This is a genomic window from Methylophilus sp. DMC16 (genome assembly GCF_056314045.1).
Genome location: NZ_JBQUZC010000001.1, coordinates 1470482 through 1488471 on the forward strand (window position 1 = coordinate 1470482; position 17990 = coordinate 1488471).

The 17990-nt window shown below is 53.8% G+C and carries 15 protein-coding genes and 1 riboswitch; of the genes, 2 read left to right on the forward strand and 13 right to left on the reverse strand.

Annotated features, from left to right (window positions below):
• Positions 1–187: 187 nt before the first annotated feature.
• Together ACT53D_RS06905 and ACT53D_RS06910 are read right to left on the reverse strand one after the other, a co-directional pair.
• Positions 188–475, reverse strand: a complete 288-nt coding sequence (locus tag ACT53D_RS06905; RefSeq protein ID WP_476155264.1) for a helix-turn-helix domain-containing protein — start codon at positions 473–475, stop codon at positions 188–190.
• Complete coding sequence (locus tag ACT53D_RS06910) at positions 468–782, reverse strand: transcriptional regulator (RefSeq protein WP_476155266.1); 315 nt, start codon at positions 780–782, stop codon at positions 468–470. The genes ACT53D_RS06905 and ACT53D_RS06910 overlap by 8 nt, the downstream gene beginning before the upstream one ends.
• 300 nt (positions 783–1082) lie before the next feature.
• On the opposite strand from ACT53D_RS06910, the gene ACT53D_RS06915 reads away from it, so the two are divergent.
• Complete coding sequence (locus ACT53D_RS06915) at positions 1083–1310, forward strand: hypothetical protein (RefSeq protein ID WP_228518658.1); 228 nt, start codon at positions 1083–1085, stop codon at positions 1308–1310.
• Between the two features lie 100 nt (positions 1311–1410).
• Here ACT53D_RS06915 and yfaE read toward each other — a convergent pair whose 3' ends face one another.
• From yfaE to metE, 8 genes are all read right to left on the reverse strand, one after another.
• The gene (yfaE, locus tag ACT53D_RS06920) at positions 1411–1824 is read right to left on the reverse strand and encodes a class I ribonucleotide reductase maintenance protein YfaE (protein WP_476155268.1); all 414 of its coding nucleotides are present in this window, start codon (positions 1822–1824) and stop codon (positions 1411–1413) included.
• Between the two features lie 156 nt (positions 1825–1980).
• Positions 1981–3114, reverse strand: coding sequence for a class Ia ribonucleoside-diphosphate reductase subunit beta (gene nrdB / locus ACT53D_RS06925; RefSeq protein WP_476155270.1), 1134 nt, complete (start codon positions 3112–3114; stop codon positions 1981–1983).
• Positions 3115–3323: 209 nt separating this feature from the next.
• Positions 3324–5603, reverse strand: coding sequence for a class 1a ribonucleoside-diphosphate reductase subunit alpha (nrdA, locus tag ACT53D_RS06930; protein ID WP_476155272.1), 2280 nt, complete (start codon positions 5601–5603; stop codon positions 3324–3326).
• 178 nt (positions 5604–5781) lie between these two features.
• A riboswitch (cobalamin riboswitch) is annotated at positions 5782–6002 on the reverse strand.
• Positions 6003–6087: 85 nt separating this feature from the next.
• Complete coding sequence (locus tag ACT53D_RS06935; RefSeq protein WP_476155274.1) at positions 6088–7320, reverse strand: PepSY-associated TM helix domain-containing protein; 1233 nt, start codon at positions 7318–7320, stop codon at positions 6088–6090.
• Positions 7321–7334: 14 nt separating this feature from the next.
• Positions 7335–9728 carry a TonB-dependent siderophore receptor gene (locus ACT53D_RS06940; RefSeq protein ID WP_476155276.1) on the reverse strand — a complete coding sequence of 798 codons (2394 nt, stop codon included), beginning with the start codon at positions 9726–9728 and terminating at the stop codon, positions 7335–7337.
• 141 nt (positions 9729–9869) lie between these two features.
• Complete coding sequence (locus ACT53D_RS06945) at positions 9870–10718, reverse strand: FecR family protein (protein WP_476155278.1); 849 nt, start codon at positions 10716–10718, stop codon at positions 9870–9872.
• The gene (locus tag ACT53D_RS06950) at positions 10715–11224 is read right to left on the reverse strand and encodes an RNA polymerase sigma factor (RefSeq protein WP_476155280.1); all 510 of its coding nucleotides are present in this window, start codon (positions 11222–11224) and stop codon (positions 10715–10717) included. The genes ACT53D_RS06945 and ACT53D_RS06950 overlap by 4 nt, the downstream gene beginning before the upstream one ends.
• 169 nt (positions 11225–11393) lie before the next feature.
• A complete protein-coding gene (gene metE / locus ACT53D_RS06955; protein WP_476155282.1) occupies positions 11394–13691 on the reverse strand; it encodes a 5-methyltetrahydropteroyltriglutamate--homocysteine S-methyltransferase in 2298 nt (765 codons plus the stop codon).
• Between the two features lie 103 nt (positions 13692–13794).
• Between metE and ACT53D_RS06960 the strand changes: the two genes are divergently transcribed.
• Positions 13795–14673: a LysR substrate-binding domain-containing protein gene (locus tag ACT53D_RS06960; RefSeq protein WP_476155284.1), complete on the forward strand. Its 879-nt coding sequence runs from the start codon at positions 13795–13797 to the stop codon at positions 14671–14673.
• A gap of 33 nt (positions 14674–14706) precedes the next feature.
• Here the strand turns inward: ACT53D_RS06960 and ACT53D_RS06965 are convergent, their stop codons facing one another.
• The 3 genes from ACT53D_RS06965 to ACT53D_RS06975 form a co-directional block, all read right to left on the reverse strand.
• Entirely contained in the window at positions 14707–15462 is a 756-nt protein-coding gene (locus ACT53D_RS06965; RefSeq protein WP_476155286.1) for a class I SAM-dependent methyltransferase, read from the reverse strand.
• A gap of 99 nt (positions 15463–15561) precedes the next feature.
• Positions 15562–16902, reverse strand: coding sequence for a GTPase HflX (hflX, locus tag ACT53D_RS06970; protein WP_476155288.1), 1341 nt, complete (start codon positions 16900–16902; stop codon positions 15562–15564).
• A 344-nt stretch (positions 16903–17246) separates the two neighbouring features.
• Positions 17247–17888, reverse strand: coding sequence for a PEP-CTERM sorting domain-containing protein (locus tag ACT53D_RS06975; protein ID WP_476155290.1), 642 nt, complete (start codon positions 17886–17888; stop codon positions 17247–17249).
• Positions 17889–17990 lie beyond the last annotated feature (102 nt).

Below are 17990 nucleotides of genomic sequence, written 5' to 3' on the forward strand. Positions count from 1 at the left end.
TTAAACTAAGTTTAGTTAGTTTAGTTTAAACAGAAGGGAGATTGGAGTAAAGACTTTCGGACTCAAGCACAGCTTTTTATGAGCTGTTATGGAGCGTCATGTGGCTAAGCATACAATACGTGAACAGATACTCACTGAACTTCTTTATAGTGAGCAACTTGAGTTTGCGCAAATAGTTGAGACGAACTCAACGCACCTCTAACAGCACTTCTGGATGTTTATGCGCAATGCGCATCAAGGTTTGCGCCGCACCTGAAGGTTTAATCCGCCCCTGCTCCCAGGCTTGCAAAGTGCGCACGGATACCCCCAACAATTCTGCAAACTCGCTTTGCGACAACCCCACCTGGTTGCGTGCTGAAACCACAAAGGAAACATCTACCTGCGTGCTACGCGCGACCTTGCCAGCTTTAAGCTCTTTGACTGATGCCAGCAAGTCTGCCTTGAATTGCGCCATCTCTTGATCAACTTTAGTCATTGATGAACTCCTGTTTTAAAACACTCAAGAAGTCACTGGAGAGATTGTCAAATTTGGCTTTTGCATACACGATCAGCAAGCCAATTTCTCCCTTCTCGAGCTGGTTAACGTAAATCACCCGTACGCCACTGCGCTTACCCATGCCATCGCGCGCCCAACGCACTTTGCGACAACCACCACTGTTTGGAATCACATCGCCAGCAAGTGGGTTTGCGGCAATCCAGTTGATAAATTCAACGCGCTCTTCATCACTCCATACCATCTTGGCGTACTTGATAAAGATGCTGGTCTCAACAATGGTGAGCATAAACTATACCCTTTAATAGTACAAATGCAAGCAATCGCCAAACGTGTGATGCACGATTGTTAATTAATGTAAATATAGCATTATCTATTGGGATAGGCGCTCAATCTTCGAGCGATAAAGTTCAACTTAGGCACTAAATTTTAGGTGTTTTATGCAAATACCCCCTTAAAGTATTGAATTGAATCACTTATCTACCGCTTAGCGGTGTATACATCAGTAAAAAACTCTGATATGGTGTTTATAACTAAAAGAATTACGATGTTTTACAACGCATTGTTCCCGGGGTGGGTAAATTCGATTATGGCTAAAAGATCTGGAAAATATTTGTACTCCATACGTAGCGCCAATGGGGTCTTGGTAGAGAATCTGCAGGTGTACGGTAAATCCCGTGCCGAAGCGGATGAGAAAATTCGCCAGATGTATTGGCGCTGCGAGATTTTGAGCTGCAAGCTGGTCGCGGATTTGGATACACGTGCGCCCAACCTCAAAATGCAATGGGTGCGACCGGCACCGCGTGCCGCGGGCTAGTCACAGCAGCATACGAAACAGGCACATAAAAAAGGCGCGAATGGTTTCGCGCCTTTTTTATTGTGTGCTAATGGCTAAAGCCCGCGCTTAAAACGCCGGATTAAAACAAGGATAAATTACTGGCCGTGCTCCGTACTCTGGGGATGCGCCGTCTGACCAGTTTTTTAACGCGGCTGTCATCGGTGCTGGGGAACGGGTCATCAAACAGTGACCCTTGTGCCGGGAACAACTCTTCTTGCGCCTGAAACACCTGCAACTCGGGGCGCAGTTCGCAATCGAGCCGGATATCCGACTTGGGGACGCAGCAGCATGGCAGGATTTCGTCACTGGCAATAAATGCCAGCGGTTGCTCCAGGTATTCAACTTCACCATCGAGCAGGCGCACGCGGCAGGCGCCACAATAGCCGCCACGGCATTGGTACTCGACCTCATGCCCGGTGCGCTCCAGGCCTTCCAGCAAGGTTTCATGCGGGATCAAGCTGAAGCGGGTATGCTGGCTGCGTATGGTGATCATTTTAAAAATGACTTGTTAAAATCAATAGCGAAACAATCAATTAATGCGCGCGCGGGATAAAGTGCACGGCGTACGGAGCACAGAAACCGCAATGTACGCGAGAGTACATAAGGGTTTCGCGCACCGCACAACGCCGCAATTTGCCCGCGCAGCCAATTACAACTCAAAGTCGTTGAGATCGTCAGCCGATACTTCTGAATCAATCTGCCCGATCAAGTAAGAACTTAATTCTACCTCTTGAGGGGCCACTTGTACGGTGTCTGAAGACAGCCAGGTGTTGATCCATGGAATCGGGTTGTTTTTGGCATTGGGGAATGCCGGAGGCAAGCCGACTGAAGCCATGCGAGTGTTGGTGATGTATTCCACGTACTGGCAAAGAATGTCTTTATTGAGGCCAATCATGGAGCCATCTTTAAACAGGTACTCGGCCCACAGTTTTTCCTGCTCGGCGGCGGATTTAAACATCTCGAAGCACTCGGTGTGCAGTTCTGCGGCAATCTCGGCAAACTCGGCGTCATCCTGGCCAGAACGCATGATGTTGAGCATGTGCTGTGTGCCGGTGAGGTGCAAGGCCTCATCACGCGCAATCAGGCGGATGATCTTGGCGTTGCCTTCCATCACCTTGCGCTCGGCAAAGGCAAACGAGCAGGCAAAGCTGACGTAAAAGCGGATGGCTTCGAGGATATTCACGTTCATCAGGCAACGGTAAAGCAGCTTTTTGAGCGCGCGCTTGTTGACCACTTTGGTATCGCCATTGATGACATGATTGCCCTCGCCCAGCTGCGAGTACAGCATGGTTTGCTGGATCAGCTCATCGTAATAATGTGCGATATCCGAAGCGCGTGCCGTGATGTTTTCATTGCGCACGATGTCGTCGAACATCACCGACGGATCATTGACGATATTGCGGATGATGTGGGTGTAGGAACGCGAGTGTATGGTCTCGGAAAACGCCCAGGTTTCAATCCAGGTTTCCAGCTCAGGCAGGGACACCAGTGGCAGCAAGGCCACGTTGGGGCTACGGCCCTGAATCGAATCCAGCAAGGTCTGATACTTGAGGTTGCTGATAAAAATATGCTTTTCGTGCTCGGGCAGATTCTGGTAATCGGAACGGTCTTGCGACACGTCAACCTCTTCCGGGCGCCAGAAGAAGGAGAGTTGCTTCTCGATCAGCTTCTCGAATACCGGATATTTCTGCTGGTCGTAACGCGCCACATTGACGGGCTGCCCAAAGAACATGGGTTCTTTGAGTTGATCGTTATCGGTTTTGGTGAAGATGCTGTAGGCCATCTGTGTTCCTAATGTTTAAGTTTAATGCTCAAACTGTTTTTAAATTGTACTTATTACCCCACTGCAATAAGCGTTGAATCAGTGAGCGAGCGGGATAAAGTGCAAGGCGTACGGAGCACAGAAACCGGAATGTACACGAGAGTACATGAGGATTTCGCGCACCGCACAACGCAGCAATTTGCCCGCGCAGCCACTGAGTCAATGCTTATTTAAATTTTGCAGGCTCCGCTGGCACACCCATCGTCCTCGGCTTCCGTACCGCCCTCGCTCGCACCATCGCGGGTGTTGTGGTAGTACAGTGTTTTAACGCCGAGTTTGTAAGCTTGCAGCAGGTCTTTCAGCAGTTGCTTCATCGGCACGCGGCCGCCTTCAAAACGGGTTGGGTCGTAGTTGGTGTTGGCTGAAATCGATTGATCGACAAACTTCTGCATCACGCCCACCAGCTTGAGGTAGCCGTCATTGCTGGGGATGCGCCACAACAACTGGTACTGGTTACGCAGGCGGTCAATCTCAGGCACCACTTGGCGCAAGATGCCGTCTTTGGATTGCTTGACCGAGACCAGGCCACGCGGTGGCTCAATGCCGTTGGTGGCATTGGCAATCTGGCTGGAAGTCTCGGAAGGCATCAGCGCGGTCAATGTAGAGTTACGCAGGCCATCTTTTTGAATCTCTTGACGCAGGCTTTCCCAATCCAGATGCAGCGGCTCGCTGCACACGGCGTCGAGATCTTTTTTGTAGGTATCAATCGGTAAAATGCCTTTGGCATAAGTGGTTTCGTTAAACGCACCACAGGCACCAAACTCGCGTGACAGCTGCACCGAAGCTTTGAGTAAATAGTATTGAATCGCTTCAAACGTGCGGTGGGTCAGGCCCAGCGCAGCATCGTCAGTGTAGCTGGTGCCGTTTTTGGCCAGATAATAAGCATAGTTGATCACGCCCACGCCCAGTGAACGGCGCTTATTGGTGGCGTTGAGCGCGGCTTTGACTGGGTAATCCTGGTATTCGAGCAAGGCATCTAATGCACGAACCACGAGGTCGGCCAGACCTTCGAGCTCGTCCAGGGATTCCAGCGCGCCCAGGTTAAAGGCTGACAGGGTACACAGCGCAATTTCGCCTTCGGTGTCGTTGATGTCATTGAGTGGCTTGGTCGGCAGTGCGATTTCCATACACAGGTTGGACTGGCGCACTGGCGCAACAGCCGGGTCAAACGGGCTATGCGTGTTGCAATGGTCCACGTTCTGGATGTAGATACGGCCGGTACCGGCGCGCTCTTGCATCATGAGCGAGAACAAGTCTACGGCAGGCAAGCTGCGCTTGCGGATGCTGTCATCGGCTTCGTATTGGGTATACAGGCGCTCAAAGGTATCCTGATCGGCAAAAAACGCGTCATACAGGCCGGGCACATCATGCGGCGAAAACAAGGTGATCTGTTCACCTTTGATCAGGCGCTGGTACATGAGGCGGTTGATCTGCACGCCGTAGTCGAGGTGGCGCACGCGGTTTTCTTCCACACCACGGTTGTTTTTGAGGACCAGCAGGGATTCAACCTCAAGGTGCCACAATGGGTAGAACAACGTCGCCGCCCCGCCGCGTACCCCGCCCTGTGAGCAGGATTTGACCGCAGACTGGAACAGCTTATAGAACGGCAGGCAGCCGGTGTGCTGTGCTTCACCGCCACGAATTTCACTGCCCAGCGCACGGATACGGCCTGCGTTGACGCCGATACCGGCGCGCTGCGACACGTATTTCACAATCGCGCTGGAAGTGGCGTTGATGCTATCGAGACTGTCGTCACACTCAATCAGCACGCAAGAGCTGAACTGGCGTGTCGGCGTCCGCACGCCAGACATAATTGGCGTCGGCAGTGAGATCTTGAAGGTAGACACCGCATCATAAAAACGCTTGATGTAATCGAGACGCGCCTGGCCCTTGTAGTTGGCAAACAGGCTCATCGCCACCAGAATGTACAGGAACTGCGGGCTCTCGTAGATCTTTTTGGTGACGCGGTTTTGTACCAGGTATTTGCCCTCAAGCTGCTTGACGGCGGCATAAGAGAAATTCATGTCGCGCCAGTGGTCCAAGTAGCCATTCAGCGTATCGAACTCTTCGCGGCTGTAATCCTTGAGCAGGTGCGGATCGTATTTGCCCAGCGCTGTCAGGTTGGTCACATGGTCAAACAAATGCGGTGGCTCAAACTGGCCGTAAGCAATTTTGCGCAGGTGAAAAATATTCAGGCGTGCAGCCAGGTACTGGTAATCCGGGGTTTCTTCCGAAATCAGGTCGGCAGCAGATTTGATGATGGTTTCATGGATATCGTCGGTGCGGATACCATCATAAAACTGGATATGCGAACGGAGCTCCACCTGTGACACCGACACATTGTTAAGGCCTTGCGCGGCCCAGTCAATGACGCGATGAATCTTGTCGAGGTTAATCGGTTCCTTGCGGCCATCACGTTTCGTGGCTTGCATGGATTCGTATTGTGTCATGGTGGCTCCCAGTGCTGGCGGCGGAAGAGACACGGCACTGGCTGCGGGGCGCATTTTTTCTGGCAATAGCCTACCCGTTGTCGAGCAATCAAAGAAAAAACCTGCACCCGTTTAAAGACCAGACTTGCAATCAGTACAGGACTCACTGCATCTGCCGAGGACACCCCGCCTCAAACGTTAACAAGAAAAAATCACGGCAGGTCTCCTGGCTCTCAGGTCATGATTGTTTGCCTTGGCCTTCCCGAATCGCTTCAGTGGCGAGCAAAGCAGCAAACAACTCGCTGATTACAGTTGCGGGGGCAGCTCTGGCTTGACAATGGCCATCGCCATCGCGCACCAGATTCCCTTTTAAAGACAGGCACTGATCAGTGCCCGTATACCGTATGGACGTGACTATAAATCAATATATATGCATTTTCAACACACAAAAACACAATATGTTGTTATGAGACACTAAGTGATTGTTTTGCCTGAATATATTTTTTTAGGAAAGCGAACGGTGCCATTTTTTGCGTTGCAGTGTTTCAATCACTCGACTCGATTGGCGCTTTCTACTCCAGATCAGCACGCCCGTGACTGAAATCATCACCAGCGAGAGTCCAGTAACACAGACAAAAATACGGTATGGCAGGCCAAACACCTGCCCCATATGCAAAGCACCCAGCCAGTTGCTAAAAGTGTTCCCGGACTGGTCTTGCGTCGGCAGCCAGTGGCCTTTGATTTCACCGGTATAGGCATCTATCGCAATGGCCGTATTGCCCCGGTCTTGCCGCAAATCGGCCGAGCTATGCACAAAATACTGGTACACGCCGCGCTCGCGATCCAGACGCAAACGGTCTTCGTAATCAATCTGCAGCTGATGATTTTTTGCAAAGCCTTGCATGGCTTGCTGCGCCAACTGGTGAGCCTGCGGCCAGGGCATGGGCAGGCTGGTCAGCGGTTGCGGCAATTTGGGGATGCTGCGCCAGGACAAATCAAACGGCATCAGCTTGGTCATGATGGGCAGATAGACCTGCTCGCGCAGGTTGAACATGACGCTGGACCAGGCAAAGACCAGCAACACGCTGCACAGCCAGAGCCCGACTGCACGGTGCAGGTCAAAGTTGATACGCGTGGTCGAAGCTTGCCATTTGACCAGCCAGGCCGGTTTCCAGCGTTGCCAGTAACTGCTTTTGGATTGTGGCTGCCGCCGGGGCAAGGTGAGGAAAAACGCCACAAAGGTATCCAGCGTCCACAGCACGGCAACGATGCCCATGATGAGGCGGCCGCTGACACCGGGCAAAGCCAGCGAATAATGCAACTTATACAAAAACGGTAATAGCGTCTCGCGCTGGAAAGGACCCGCCGTGGATAAGCGTGACCCCAGCACCTTACCTGATTGCGGGTTGATAAACAGTTGATCTGCCGGGATGCTGGCCTGCGGATCCACAGGCGTGAGGCGGAAGATCACGGCTTCTGCGTGGTGATCTTCCAGCGCGATTTGTGGCAGTTTGAATTGCAATTCATCGACCCGGGTATTGGCGGGCGCCTGCTGTTGCGCCTGCGCTTGCAGCTGGTACACGTCCAGCATGGGTTGGCCTGGTTGCGATAACGCTTGATACAGGTGTGGATTGAGCCATGCATCGAGCTCATCCTGAAAAGCGATGATGGCGCCGGTAAAGCCGGCAATGACCAAAAAAGCGGCCATCGCCAGGCCTACCCAGCGATGCCAAACCACAAGTGCGTGTCTCGTTACCATTGAAAATTTAAATTGGCCATCACATTACGACGGTAGCCCCATTTGCAACCGTCGCCACTGTATGCACAATTGGCCACATACTCCTTATCAAACAAATTACTGGCATTGAGTGCAAACTGCCAGCCTTTCCAGCTTGTGCCCAGCTGGGACAAATCATAACGGACCGCCAAGTCTACCAGTGTATAAGACGGCAGCTTGAAGGTGTTTGCATCGTTACCAAAACGGCTACCGGTGTAACGCACGCCGCCGCCGACGACCATGCCCGGCACCCAGCCGCCAGGCAAGCGGTAGTCGGTCCATAATGCGGCGGTATGGTGAGGCACATGGTTAGGATCTTTGCCCTGGAACGGCACCCCCTGCAAGCTATTATTACTGCGCGTGATTTCAGGCAGCATATAAGTATAACTACCAATCAGCGACCAGGCGTCCCACTGAGTCTTGGCTTCAAGCTCCAGCCCGCGGGTACGCACCTCCCCATTCTGCAGATTAAACAAAGGATGCTGCAGGTCAGTCGTGGTCACGTTCTGGCGGCGCAAATCAAAGACGGCCGCGCTCAACAGTGTCTGGCTGTCTTTAGGCTGGTAGCGGATGCCCAGTTCATATTGTTTGCCGGTTTCAGGGGCGAAGGCCTTGCCATCAAACATGGTGCCGATCACCGGTAAAAACGACTCCGTGTAACTGGCATACGGCGCCAGGCCATTCTCCGCCAGGTAAACCAGGCCGCTGCGCCAGGTTTCGGCCTGATCGCGTTGCGAGGACGAGGCGGCAGGGCTCAGCACATTATCTGTTTGCATGCGGGTATGGTCCTGACGAACCCCGAGGGTCGCCACCCACTGGCGGTCAATTTTTACTTGGTCCTGCAAGTAAATCCCGGTTTGGCGTTGCTGTTGCTTCAAATTGGCTGACAGCACCAGATTCACCGGCGTCGCTCCATACACCGGCGTATACAGATCCAGCGGACTCGCCGTCCCTGATGTACGCAGCACATGGTTATCCAGGCGCTGGCTGTCTATCCCCGCCAGCACCGTATGCTCAAACATGCCATGTGACCAGTGCCCTTGCAGATGCGTATCCACCACCACATTGTCGACATTTTCATCGGTGCCCATCGCTGCCCGGTTAATGCTGCGCTGGTCTGCGCGTAAGCTCACCAAATAGGTTGAAATGGCATCGGTGCGCAGTTGCTGGTAGCGCAGGTTTTGGCGCAGGGTCAAGTGCTCATTAAACGCATGTTCAAACTGGTAGCCCACCGAATACCGTTCCTGCACGTATTTATCCAGGCCAGGCTCCCCCACATATCGGCTGGTGGAAATTTTGCCAAAGGGGCTGCTCACAAGCGTGCCGACCCGCGGCAATGCCTGGTAGCCCTGGCCACGGTCATTTTTCTGGTAGTCGGTCAGCAAGGTCAGCTGGGTCGCGTCCGAAGGTCGCCAAGTCAATGAAGGCGCCAGATAGACGCGGTCGTCAGTGACACGGTCGATCTGCGTATCGCTTTTTTGCACCAAGCCCACCAGGCGGTAAGACCACACGCCCTCATCATCCAGCCATTGGCTGACATCGCCACGCACCTGTTGCCGGTCATACTGTCCCAAGGTCAACCCCAGCTCATGCAGCGGTTTATCCGTGGGCCGTTTGCTGACCAGGTTAACCAGCCCCCCCGGCGCGCCCTGGCCATACACAATGGAGGAAGGGCCGCGCAATAAATCAATGCGCTCAAGGCCGTAAGCTTCAACCACCGTACCGCCCTGATTATTAAATGCGTAATTACGCAAGCCATCGCGGAACTGGTCCCGGCCCAGGCTAAAGCCACGGATGCCGATATTGTCAGCGCGCGGGTCTGGCCCGTTTGCTTCGGACTGCACACCCGCGGTATAGCGCAAGGCATCGCCTACCGATTGCACGCCCTGTGCGTTCATCTGGTCACGTGTCACAACCGACAACGATTGCGGCGTTTCGATCAGGGCGGTATCGGTTTTGGTCGCCGTCACGCTACGCTTGGCAACATAGCCTTTGACTGGCCCATTGGCGGGTTCTTGTACAGTTTGCCCAGACACGCTGACCTCTGGCAGGTCTTGTGGCTCACTATGTGTATGTGGCGGGGGAGCGGCTTTGGTCAGCGTATAGCCGGCGGCAGTAGTTTTTAACACCAGCCCGCTGCCTGCCAGCAGCTTTTCCAGCGCCTGCCGCACACTCAAGTCACCCTTGAGCGCAGGCGCCTGTTTGTGCTCGGTGAGTTCCGTTGAAAAAATAATGCTTTCCCCGGTCTGGTGGGCCAGGGCCTTCAACGCCTTGTCTAGCGGTTGTGCGGGCATATCAAGCTCGACGGCATGCACAGACAGGCTGGACAGCAAAGCGGCGAACAAGGCAGAGTTGCGAGTAAATGACATCTTCTTCCCATTGAATAAATAATGAATGACATGGGTATGTCGTGTCAGCCTTCGCCAATGTTGATGTCCTTTAGAAATTTTTTTTAAGGATGATCCTGACTCAGCGTGATCGAACCGGCGAATCCGGCTTAACCGCACGGATTAACGCTGCCGGATCACCACGTCAGCCTCTGCCTGTTTTTCGACACGCACGGGCAAAATCTCGGGCAACACGGCCAGCAAGGATGCGATGCCATTGATATCGTATTCGCCTGATAGGCGGTATTGCCCCACCCGGGCATCCGCCAGTGTGATCTGGCCAGCGTGATAGCGCTGCAATTCGGCCACCACGTCACGCAGTGGCAGCCCATCAAAAATCAATCGCCCGTGCTGCCAGGCGGTAGCCGCCTCGGCACTGGTACACCGGTTTTCAGAAATGGCAGCGCCGCGGGTGGTCACCGAGAGATTTTTAGTCAGCCGACGCTGTGCCTGCGCAGTGATCACGTCTACACTGCCCTCCACCACCGTGACCATGGCCCCTTGCGCGGTATTGCGGACGTTAAACACGGTACCAATATCGCGAATCTTCACCTGGTTGGCATCCACGGTAAACGGTTGCCAGGCGTGTGTCACCTTAAACAGTGCTTCGCCTTGTACCAGCGTTAATTGCCGCGAACGCAGATGTTGCTCGGCCACCAGAACGGTATTGGTATTGAGACTGACAGCAGAGCCATCCGGTAACTGGAAGTGGGCAGACTGACCAATTGCCGTCTGCAGGTGCTGGCTGGACAATACCGGGTCATAGCAGACCACGGCCGCCAACAGGCCACAAGCGGTGGTTGCCAACGCCTGTTTTATTCGACGCCGTTGCCGGGTTTGCTGCATGGCTTCCTGCAGCAAGGCCTCCCTGGAGGGAAAGTGCGCGCGCAAGGCGTCAGCGTATGGCGCCAGCGGATCTTGATGGTCAGCAGGCTGGTTGGGCGCACGCAATGTGTGTTCCGATGCTTTCATAGCCCCGCCCACTGCCGCTGGATGCTGCCCATGGCCTTGTTAAAATGTTGCGTCACCATATTGCGTGAAATACCCAGCGCATCGGCAATCTCCTGCTGCGGCATATCGTGCAGGCGATGCAGCAAAAACACTTGCCGTTGCCGGGCTGGCAGCGCTTCTATGATGCGCTTCAAAGCCTCAAGACGTTGTACAAAATGCATGACGCGTTCGCCATCAATCTGGTGCGCGTGCTCTGCTGTCTGCTGCAAGTGATTGAGGTGGGATTGTTGCGTCTGGTACTGCCGGTAGCGGTCAATCGCGCGGTGACGCGACAGCTTGCGCAAAAACGCCATCGGCGTTTGCACCGCCAGTTGCGGCGGCCGCTCCATGATCTCCAGGCAGACATCATGCACCACATCCCTGGCGAAATGCTGGTCGCCAAAACGGCGTCTGACATAGCTCACCAATTCGTCGTAGTGATAGACCAAGGCAACCACGAGTTTGGAATGTTCAGGATGAAGATGCACTGCGCAAAAGACAATCAATAAAAACCATATCTTAGCGGCAGGCAAGAAAAAACACAAATGAAAATCATTATCAATAAAAAATAATTGTTTACCGCCTCCTCGCGTGGTAAAAAAGGGCCCTCTATGCGGGCACTGTAAGTGAATGTGTAAGTGATTTTAATACACTGGCTTAAAGTGCGGCCTGTGCACGCAACTGCTGGGCCGCAGACACCATATTGCGCAAGGCCGGGATCACTTCTGCCCATTGGCGGGTTTTCAAGCCACAATCCGGGTTCACCCACAAACGTTCGGCCGGGATGCGCGCCGCCGCTTTTTGCATCAAGGCGACCATCCGCTCAGGTTCTGGAATATTCGGCGAGTGAATATCGTAAACACCGGGCCCGATTTCATTCGGGTAGTTAAAGTCATCAAACGCATCCAGCAGCTCCATGTCCGAGCGCGAGGTTTCTATGGTGATGACGTCGGCATCCATGTCGGCAATCTCGGCAATAATGTCATTGAATTCCGAGTAACACATATGGGTATGGATCTGCGTTTCATCGGCCACCCCATTTGCGGTGATACGGAACGACGCCACCGCCCATTGCAGATATTTTTTCCAGTCTGATTTACGCAGGGGCAAGCCCTCACGCAAGGCCGCCTCGTCAATCTGGATGATGCGGATACCGGCTTTTTCCAGATCTAGCACCTCCTGGCGTATGGCCAGCGCTAACTGGTAGCAAGACACTTCACGTGGCTGATCATCGCGCACAAACGACCAGTTCAACATGGTCACCGGGCCAGTCAGCATGCCTTTCATCGGCTTGCTGGTCAGTGATTGCGCGTATTCAATCCATTGCACTGTCATGGCTTTTGGGCGGCTGATATCGCCGAACAGGATAGGCGGCTTGACGCAACGTGAGCCGTAGGACTGCACCCAACCAAACTGGCTGAAGGCATAGCCCTCCAGTTGCTCGCCAAAATACTCCACCATGTCGTTGCGCTCCGCCTCGCCATGCACCAGCACATCCAGCCCCAGCGCTTCCTGCTCACGCACACTACGCGCAATTTCGGCTTTCATCACGGCCTGATAATCTGCCTGATCCAACTCACCTGCCTTGAACTGGCGACGCGCCTGACGGATTTCTGCCGTCTGCGGGAACGAACCGATGGTCGTGGTGGGGAATTTGGGCAGGTTGAACAAAGCGGCCTGTTTGGCAGCGCGCTGCGTATAAACGTTCTGGCGCTGCCCCAGTTGCGGCGTCAATGTTTGCAGCACGGCCTTCACAGCCGGATTGTGCACACGCTTGGATAGCCGACGCGCCTCTATCGCCACCTGATTGACGGCCAAAGCCACTTTCACCGCCTCGCGGCCATGATTTAAGGCCGTGGCCAGCACCTGCAGCTCTTCGAGCTTTTGCTTGGCAAATGCCAGCCATGACTTGATTTCGCTATCCAGTTTAAGCTCGCTGTCGAGGTCCACCGGCACATGCAACAGCGAACAAGAAGGCGCCAGCCACAAACGCTCCCCCAGCCGCTCGGCAATCGGCGCCAGCCAGTCCAGTGTCGCATTCAAATCAGTTTTCCAGATATTGCGGCCATTGATCACGCCCAGAGACAGCACCTTGTGTGCAGGCAACATTGCCAGCAACGGCACAATTTCATGGCGGGCATTGATGGCGTCTATATGCAAACCGGCGACCGGCAGGTTGGCTGCCAGGTATTGGTTATCCGCCAGCGGGCCAAAATAGGTCGCCAGCAGCAGCTTGACGCGGCTACTCTTGAGTTGGTGATAGGCTAGGTTAAACGCATGCTGCCATTCCGGTGTCAGCTCGGCCACCAGCACAGGTTCGTCCACCTGCACCCACGCCACGCCCTGCTGCGCCAGCGTTTCCAGCAATTCGGCATACACATTGAGCAATTGCGGTAACAGCGCCAGCCGGTCTGAATCATCCTTGGCCTTGCCAATCGCCAGATAAGTCACTGGTCCAATGATCACCGGCTTGGCTTGCACGCCCAGTGCCCTCGCTTCGGCCAATTGCGCAAGCAGACGCGACGCATCCAGCTTGAAATGGGTGTTGGCCGTAAACTCGGGCACGATATAGTGATAATTGGTATCAAACCATTTGGTCATCTCGCCTGCCGCCACGCCACCGCAACACTGCGCATGCGCTTCCGCAGACTCAGCCGAGCGTCCACGCGCCACACGAAAATAGTTATCCAGTGGGTCACCATGAAAATCCTGGACCCGCGCAGGCAAATTGCCCAGCGTAAAACTCATGTCCAGCACCTGGTCATAAAACGCAAAGTCGCCCACAGGTGCAAAATCCAGCACCGATTGCAATTGCCAGTGCTGTTGCCGCAGGTCTTTGCCTATCTGCTTGAGGGTGTCTAACGAAGACTGGCCTTTCCAATAAGCCTCCAGCGCAAACTTGAGCTCGCGCTGTGCGCCTATGCGTGGAAAACCGAGGTTGTGGGTCGTGATCATGATGGGTTCCTTAACAAATCAGAACCGGCATTCTAGAAAGCACAACCCATGAAGTAAAATGGTATTATTTCAACCATCTATTAATTTAATTCATATATAACACATGATAGAACGCATCCATCTGGCGATTATCCGTGAGGTCGAGCAACAAGGCTCACTCACCGCTGCCGCTGAAAAACTGTTTCTCACGCAGTCGGCGCTCAGTCATTCGATTAAAAAGCTCGAACAGCAACTGGGGACGGATATCTGGCTACGCGAAGGGCGCAGCCTGCGCCTGACCCAGGCCGGGCAATACCTGCTCGCCGTCGCCAACCGCCTGCTGCCGCAGTTATCACTGGCTGAAGAGCGGCTGCGCCAATTTGCGCAAGGCGAACGCGGCACCCTGCGCATCGGCATGGAATGCCACCCGTGTTACCAATGGCTGCTCAAAGTGGTCTCGCCCTACCTGGCCGACTGGCCGGATGTGGATGTGGACGTCAAACAGAAGTTCCAGTTTGGCGGCATCGGTGCGCTGTTTGGCTACGAGATCGACATGCTGGTCACGCCCGACCCACTGTATAAACCAGGCCTGCTGTTTCAGCCAGTGTTTGATTACGAACAAGTGCTCGTCGTGCATCGTCAACATGCACTCGCGCAAGCAGACTACGTGCGACCCGAGCAACTCAGCAGCGAAACGCTGATCACCTACCCGGTAGACATAGACCGTCTCGATATTTACAACCAGTTTCTACAACCCGCCGGTATTAGTCCGCACGTGCATAAGCCGATAGAAACCACAGACATCATGCTGCAAATGGTCGCCAGCGGCCGCGGAGTGGCAGCTTTACCGCGTTGGTTAGTGGAGGAATATCAAGCCCGGTTTGACGTGGTGCCGGTCAAGCTAGGTAAGCAAGGTATTGCCAAGCAGATTTACTTAGGGATTCGAGAAGCAGATATACAGATTGATTACGTACAGGCCTTTATTAGCTTGGCACAGGCTTAATGCACCCGTGCGGTTAGCCGTTTTGATTGGTGGCTAACCCACACGAATCAGATGGCTCGCCCAAGATGGTACGGTAGTGTACAAAGCATGGAAGCCGCTATTAAAGCTTCCAAAGTTAAATTGCTTGCTCTGGGCTAGCAGGGTGAGCGCGTTTCTTGAAAACAGGCTGATATGGCCATTACGCGGGGATGCATACCACCAGCTCAGCCGCTGGTTTGGATGGATATTACCGTCAGAGAGCAAGGTAGAAAACAACACCAATCCGTCTTGAGCCAGCAACGATGACAAGTCTGACATCAGCGCCCATACATCAGGCACATGCTCGAATACCTCAAAGGCGGTGATGAGCTCAAATTGTCCGAGCGATGCAATGTCTGTGTGCTTGTCTACAAAGGGATCATACGACCTAGAATGCCAACCTACCGCTGACAATTGCCGTGAGAGCAACCCGTTGCCGCCACCATAATCCAGATGCCGCAACGTAGGCGGAAAAACAGGGAAGATCGAACGCAAGACCTCTGCATTTGAGGTTGGCCTGATCTGAAGATAGTCAGGATCGACCACCCCATAGTCCGCGTTGTAGATATCTTCCTCAAACTTGCTTAAAGGCCATTGGTGCAGCTCAGGCGCCCAGCAAAAACCGCAGTGATTGCACAGGCCGTAATAGACGGCAACGCCTGCGAGAGGCAGATACTTTCCACGCTGTTCCTCGCAAGATTTGTTTAAATCCACCACATCCAGCAGTGATCCCGCGGTTTTACAAACGGGGCAGACCAGGCGTTCTTTCATGATAGGCAAAGCGCTAACAAGGCTCTTTAAAAGAATGATTCCTGCATGTTGCCAGTGCCGTGTATGGAGGTCAACAGGTGGGCATTCGAGGCTGGCGATTTATTGTAGCTGCAAAACTTGCTCGCGCAATTGCGCGAAGGTATTGGGCTCACCGCGCAAGGTGAAGAAGGTGCCCTCCTCCTCAGAGCGCTCGCTCAACACCTGGCAACTGCTATAAATTTTGCCGCGCACTTGTTGTGCCGACCATGGCAGGAAAAGCTCGGTTTCTTCCAGGTCTTGCTGAAAAAAGTCGACGATCTTCTGCCGCAGACTAGCCACTTCATCAGGGCGGCGTGCACTCATCACGATGCAATCTGGATATTTCAGGCGCAGTGCAGCTTCACACTCGGCTTGCGCGGCGGCATCACCCACATAATCTATCTTGTTAAACACGCGAATCCGCGGCACGGTGTCAGCTTCAATTTCCTCCAGCACGGTGTCTGTGACTTCCAACTGACGCTCAAACCCGGGGTCACTGGCATCAATTACATGCAGCAACAACGCCGCATCCAGTGCCTCATCCAGCGTGGATTTAAAAGACGCCACCAGGCCATGCGGCAGGTTTTTGATAAAGCCGACGGTATCACTGACCAGCACGCGCGGCACGCTCTCGGGGTACAAGGCGCGCACCGTGGTATCCAGCGTGGCAAACAGCTTGTTCGCCACCAGCACTTCGCTGCCAGTCAGTGCACGCATCAGGGTAGACTTCCCGGCATTGGTATAGCCTACCAGCGCCACACTCGCCATCGTCTGCCGCTCCTGTCGCCGTGCACGCTGCGTGCGGCGCTCGCCATCCATGATCACAATCTCTTGTTGCAGCTCGGCAATGCGGTCGCGAATCTTGCGTCTATCCAGCTCGGTGTGCGACTCACCGGCACCACGCCCACCCGCCCCGCTACGCTGCCGCCCCTGCGGGCCCGCCAGCTTGGCCGCCTCGCGCAAACGTGGCGCCATATAACCCAGCCGCGCAATCTCCACCTGCGCACGCGCTGCGCGTGAGCGAGCGTTGCGGTGAAAAATTTCGAGAATGACCATGGTACGGTCCATCACCTCGCAGCCCACTTCAATTTCGAGGTTACGCGCCTGCGACGGCGAGATTTCATGGTCAACAAGCACCGCCTCGATATTCAGCGCATCTGGATTAAACGCCAACGCCTCAGGGTCTCCAGCCATACTGCGCACATAATCACGAATCTCTTCGCGCTTACCCACGCCCAGATAGCCCGTGATATCAAAGCCTGCGCGCTTCTGCACAAAGGTGTGGACAATCTTGTAGCCCAGCGTTTTTGCCAGTTCACGCAGCTCATTCAGCGAAGCTTCAAACTCCATATCACTGACATTGGGCAGTTGCACGGCCGCCACAACGGCATGGCTGACGGGCTCTTTGACTTCACTTTGCATGAGGAAACGACACTTCTTGAATGGTAGAGGGCAGATAGTACCTGCAAATGCGGGAATCACCACTATGGGTGGCGAGATAAAGTGTTAATGGGGATTATTTTGGATATGTCCGGGGACTAAATGGATATAGTCGCAATTAATGAGTTGGTATCACTGCACACATTTAAATGAATCGTGGGCAATTAATTGCACACCCTACTCGGCTGGTCGTAACCAAGTGCGCGCGAGTGCCCCACCATTTCGAAAGTACCAGACCGCGAACTTTGGTGCACGACCTTTTTCGTCGCGCACTTGCGTTTGCGTCGTTGATACGTATTGGCAGAATCCATTTCAGTTGTCGAACCTTATTGGCGGTTTCTCTGTTGGTGACGATGCCGCAAGAGCAATCCGCAACTTCCAATCGCCATGAGTAACATCGATCCCGGTTCAGGAACTGCCGTGATAAATGTGGATACACCGGAGGACGTTGCAATGGTTGGAGAGAAATCAAAGTCACCCGATGTTGTGAGCGAGTAAACACCACCCATCGCAGAAGCGGGTATAGCCGCGTCGTACTGGCCCGCAAGCAGACGGTTCCAGATTATGTCAAATGTGCCCACAACTCCACCTGTCGCATCAATCGTACTAAACTTACCCGGTTCTGAATTGAATGCATCGAAACCTACTCTGCTATTAGAAGCAGCTATAATGGCACCACGTGTGCCGAAATTTGGATTCGCCCAGGGGCCGGTAAGTGCGATGGTTGGATTAAAGACCGAGGCTATATTGCCTGCGGTGGGCAGACTCATAGGCGCGATTCGGAAGATAAATTCACCTACATTCTGCCCTCCAGGACTGCTAGCCCTACCGGTCAACGTATAGGTGATCTTTACTTGCGTCTCAAAGTCGATCCTGGCGGTAGGTGTGAGCGCCAGGATCACATCGGCTGAAGAAGGCGCCGCTAGCGATAACAGTCCTACGGCGAATAAAAATCTAATCGGCCACATCAAGTTCTCCCATTAGTATCAGAGCAGCGGGCGCTCAAGCAACCAGAACCTCTACAAGCCCGTCAAAAGCAAAAAATGAAATGCTATTTCTACAGGATTATA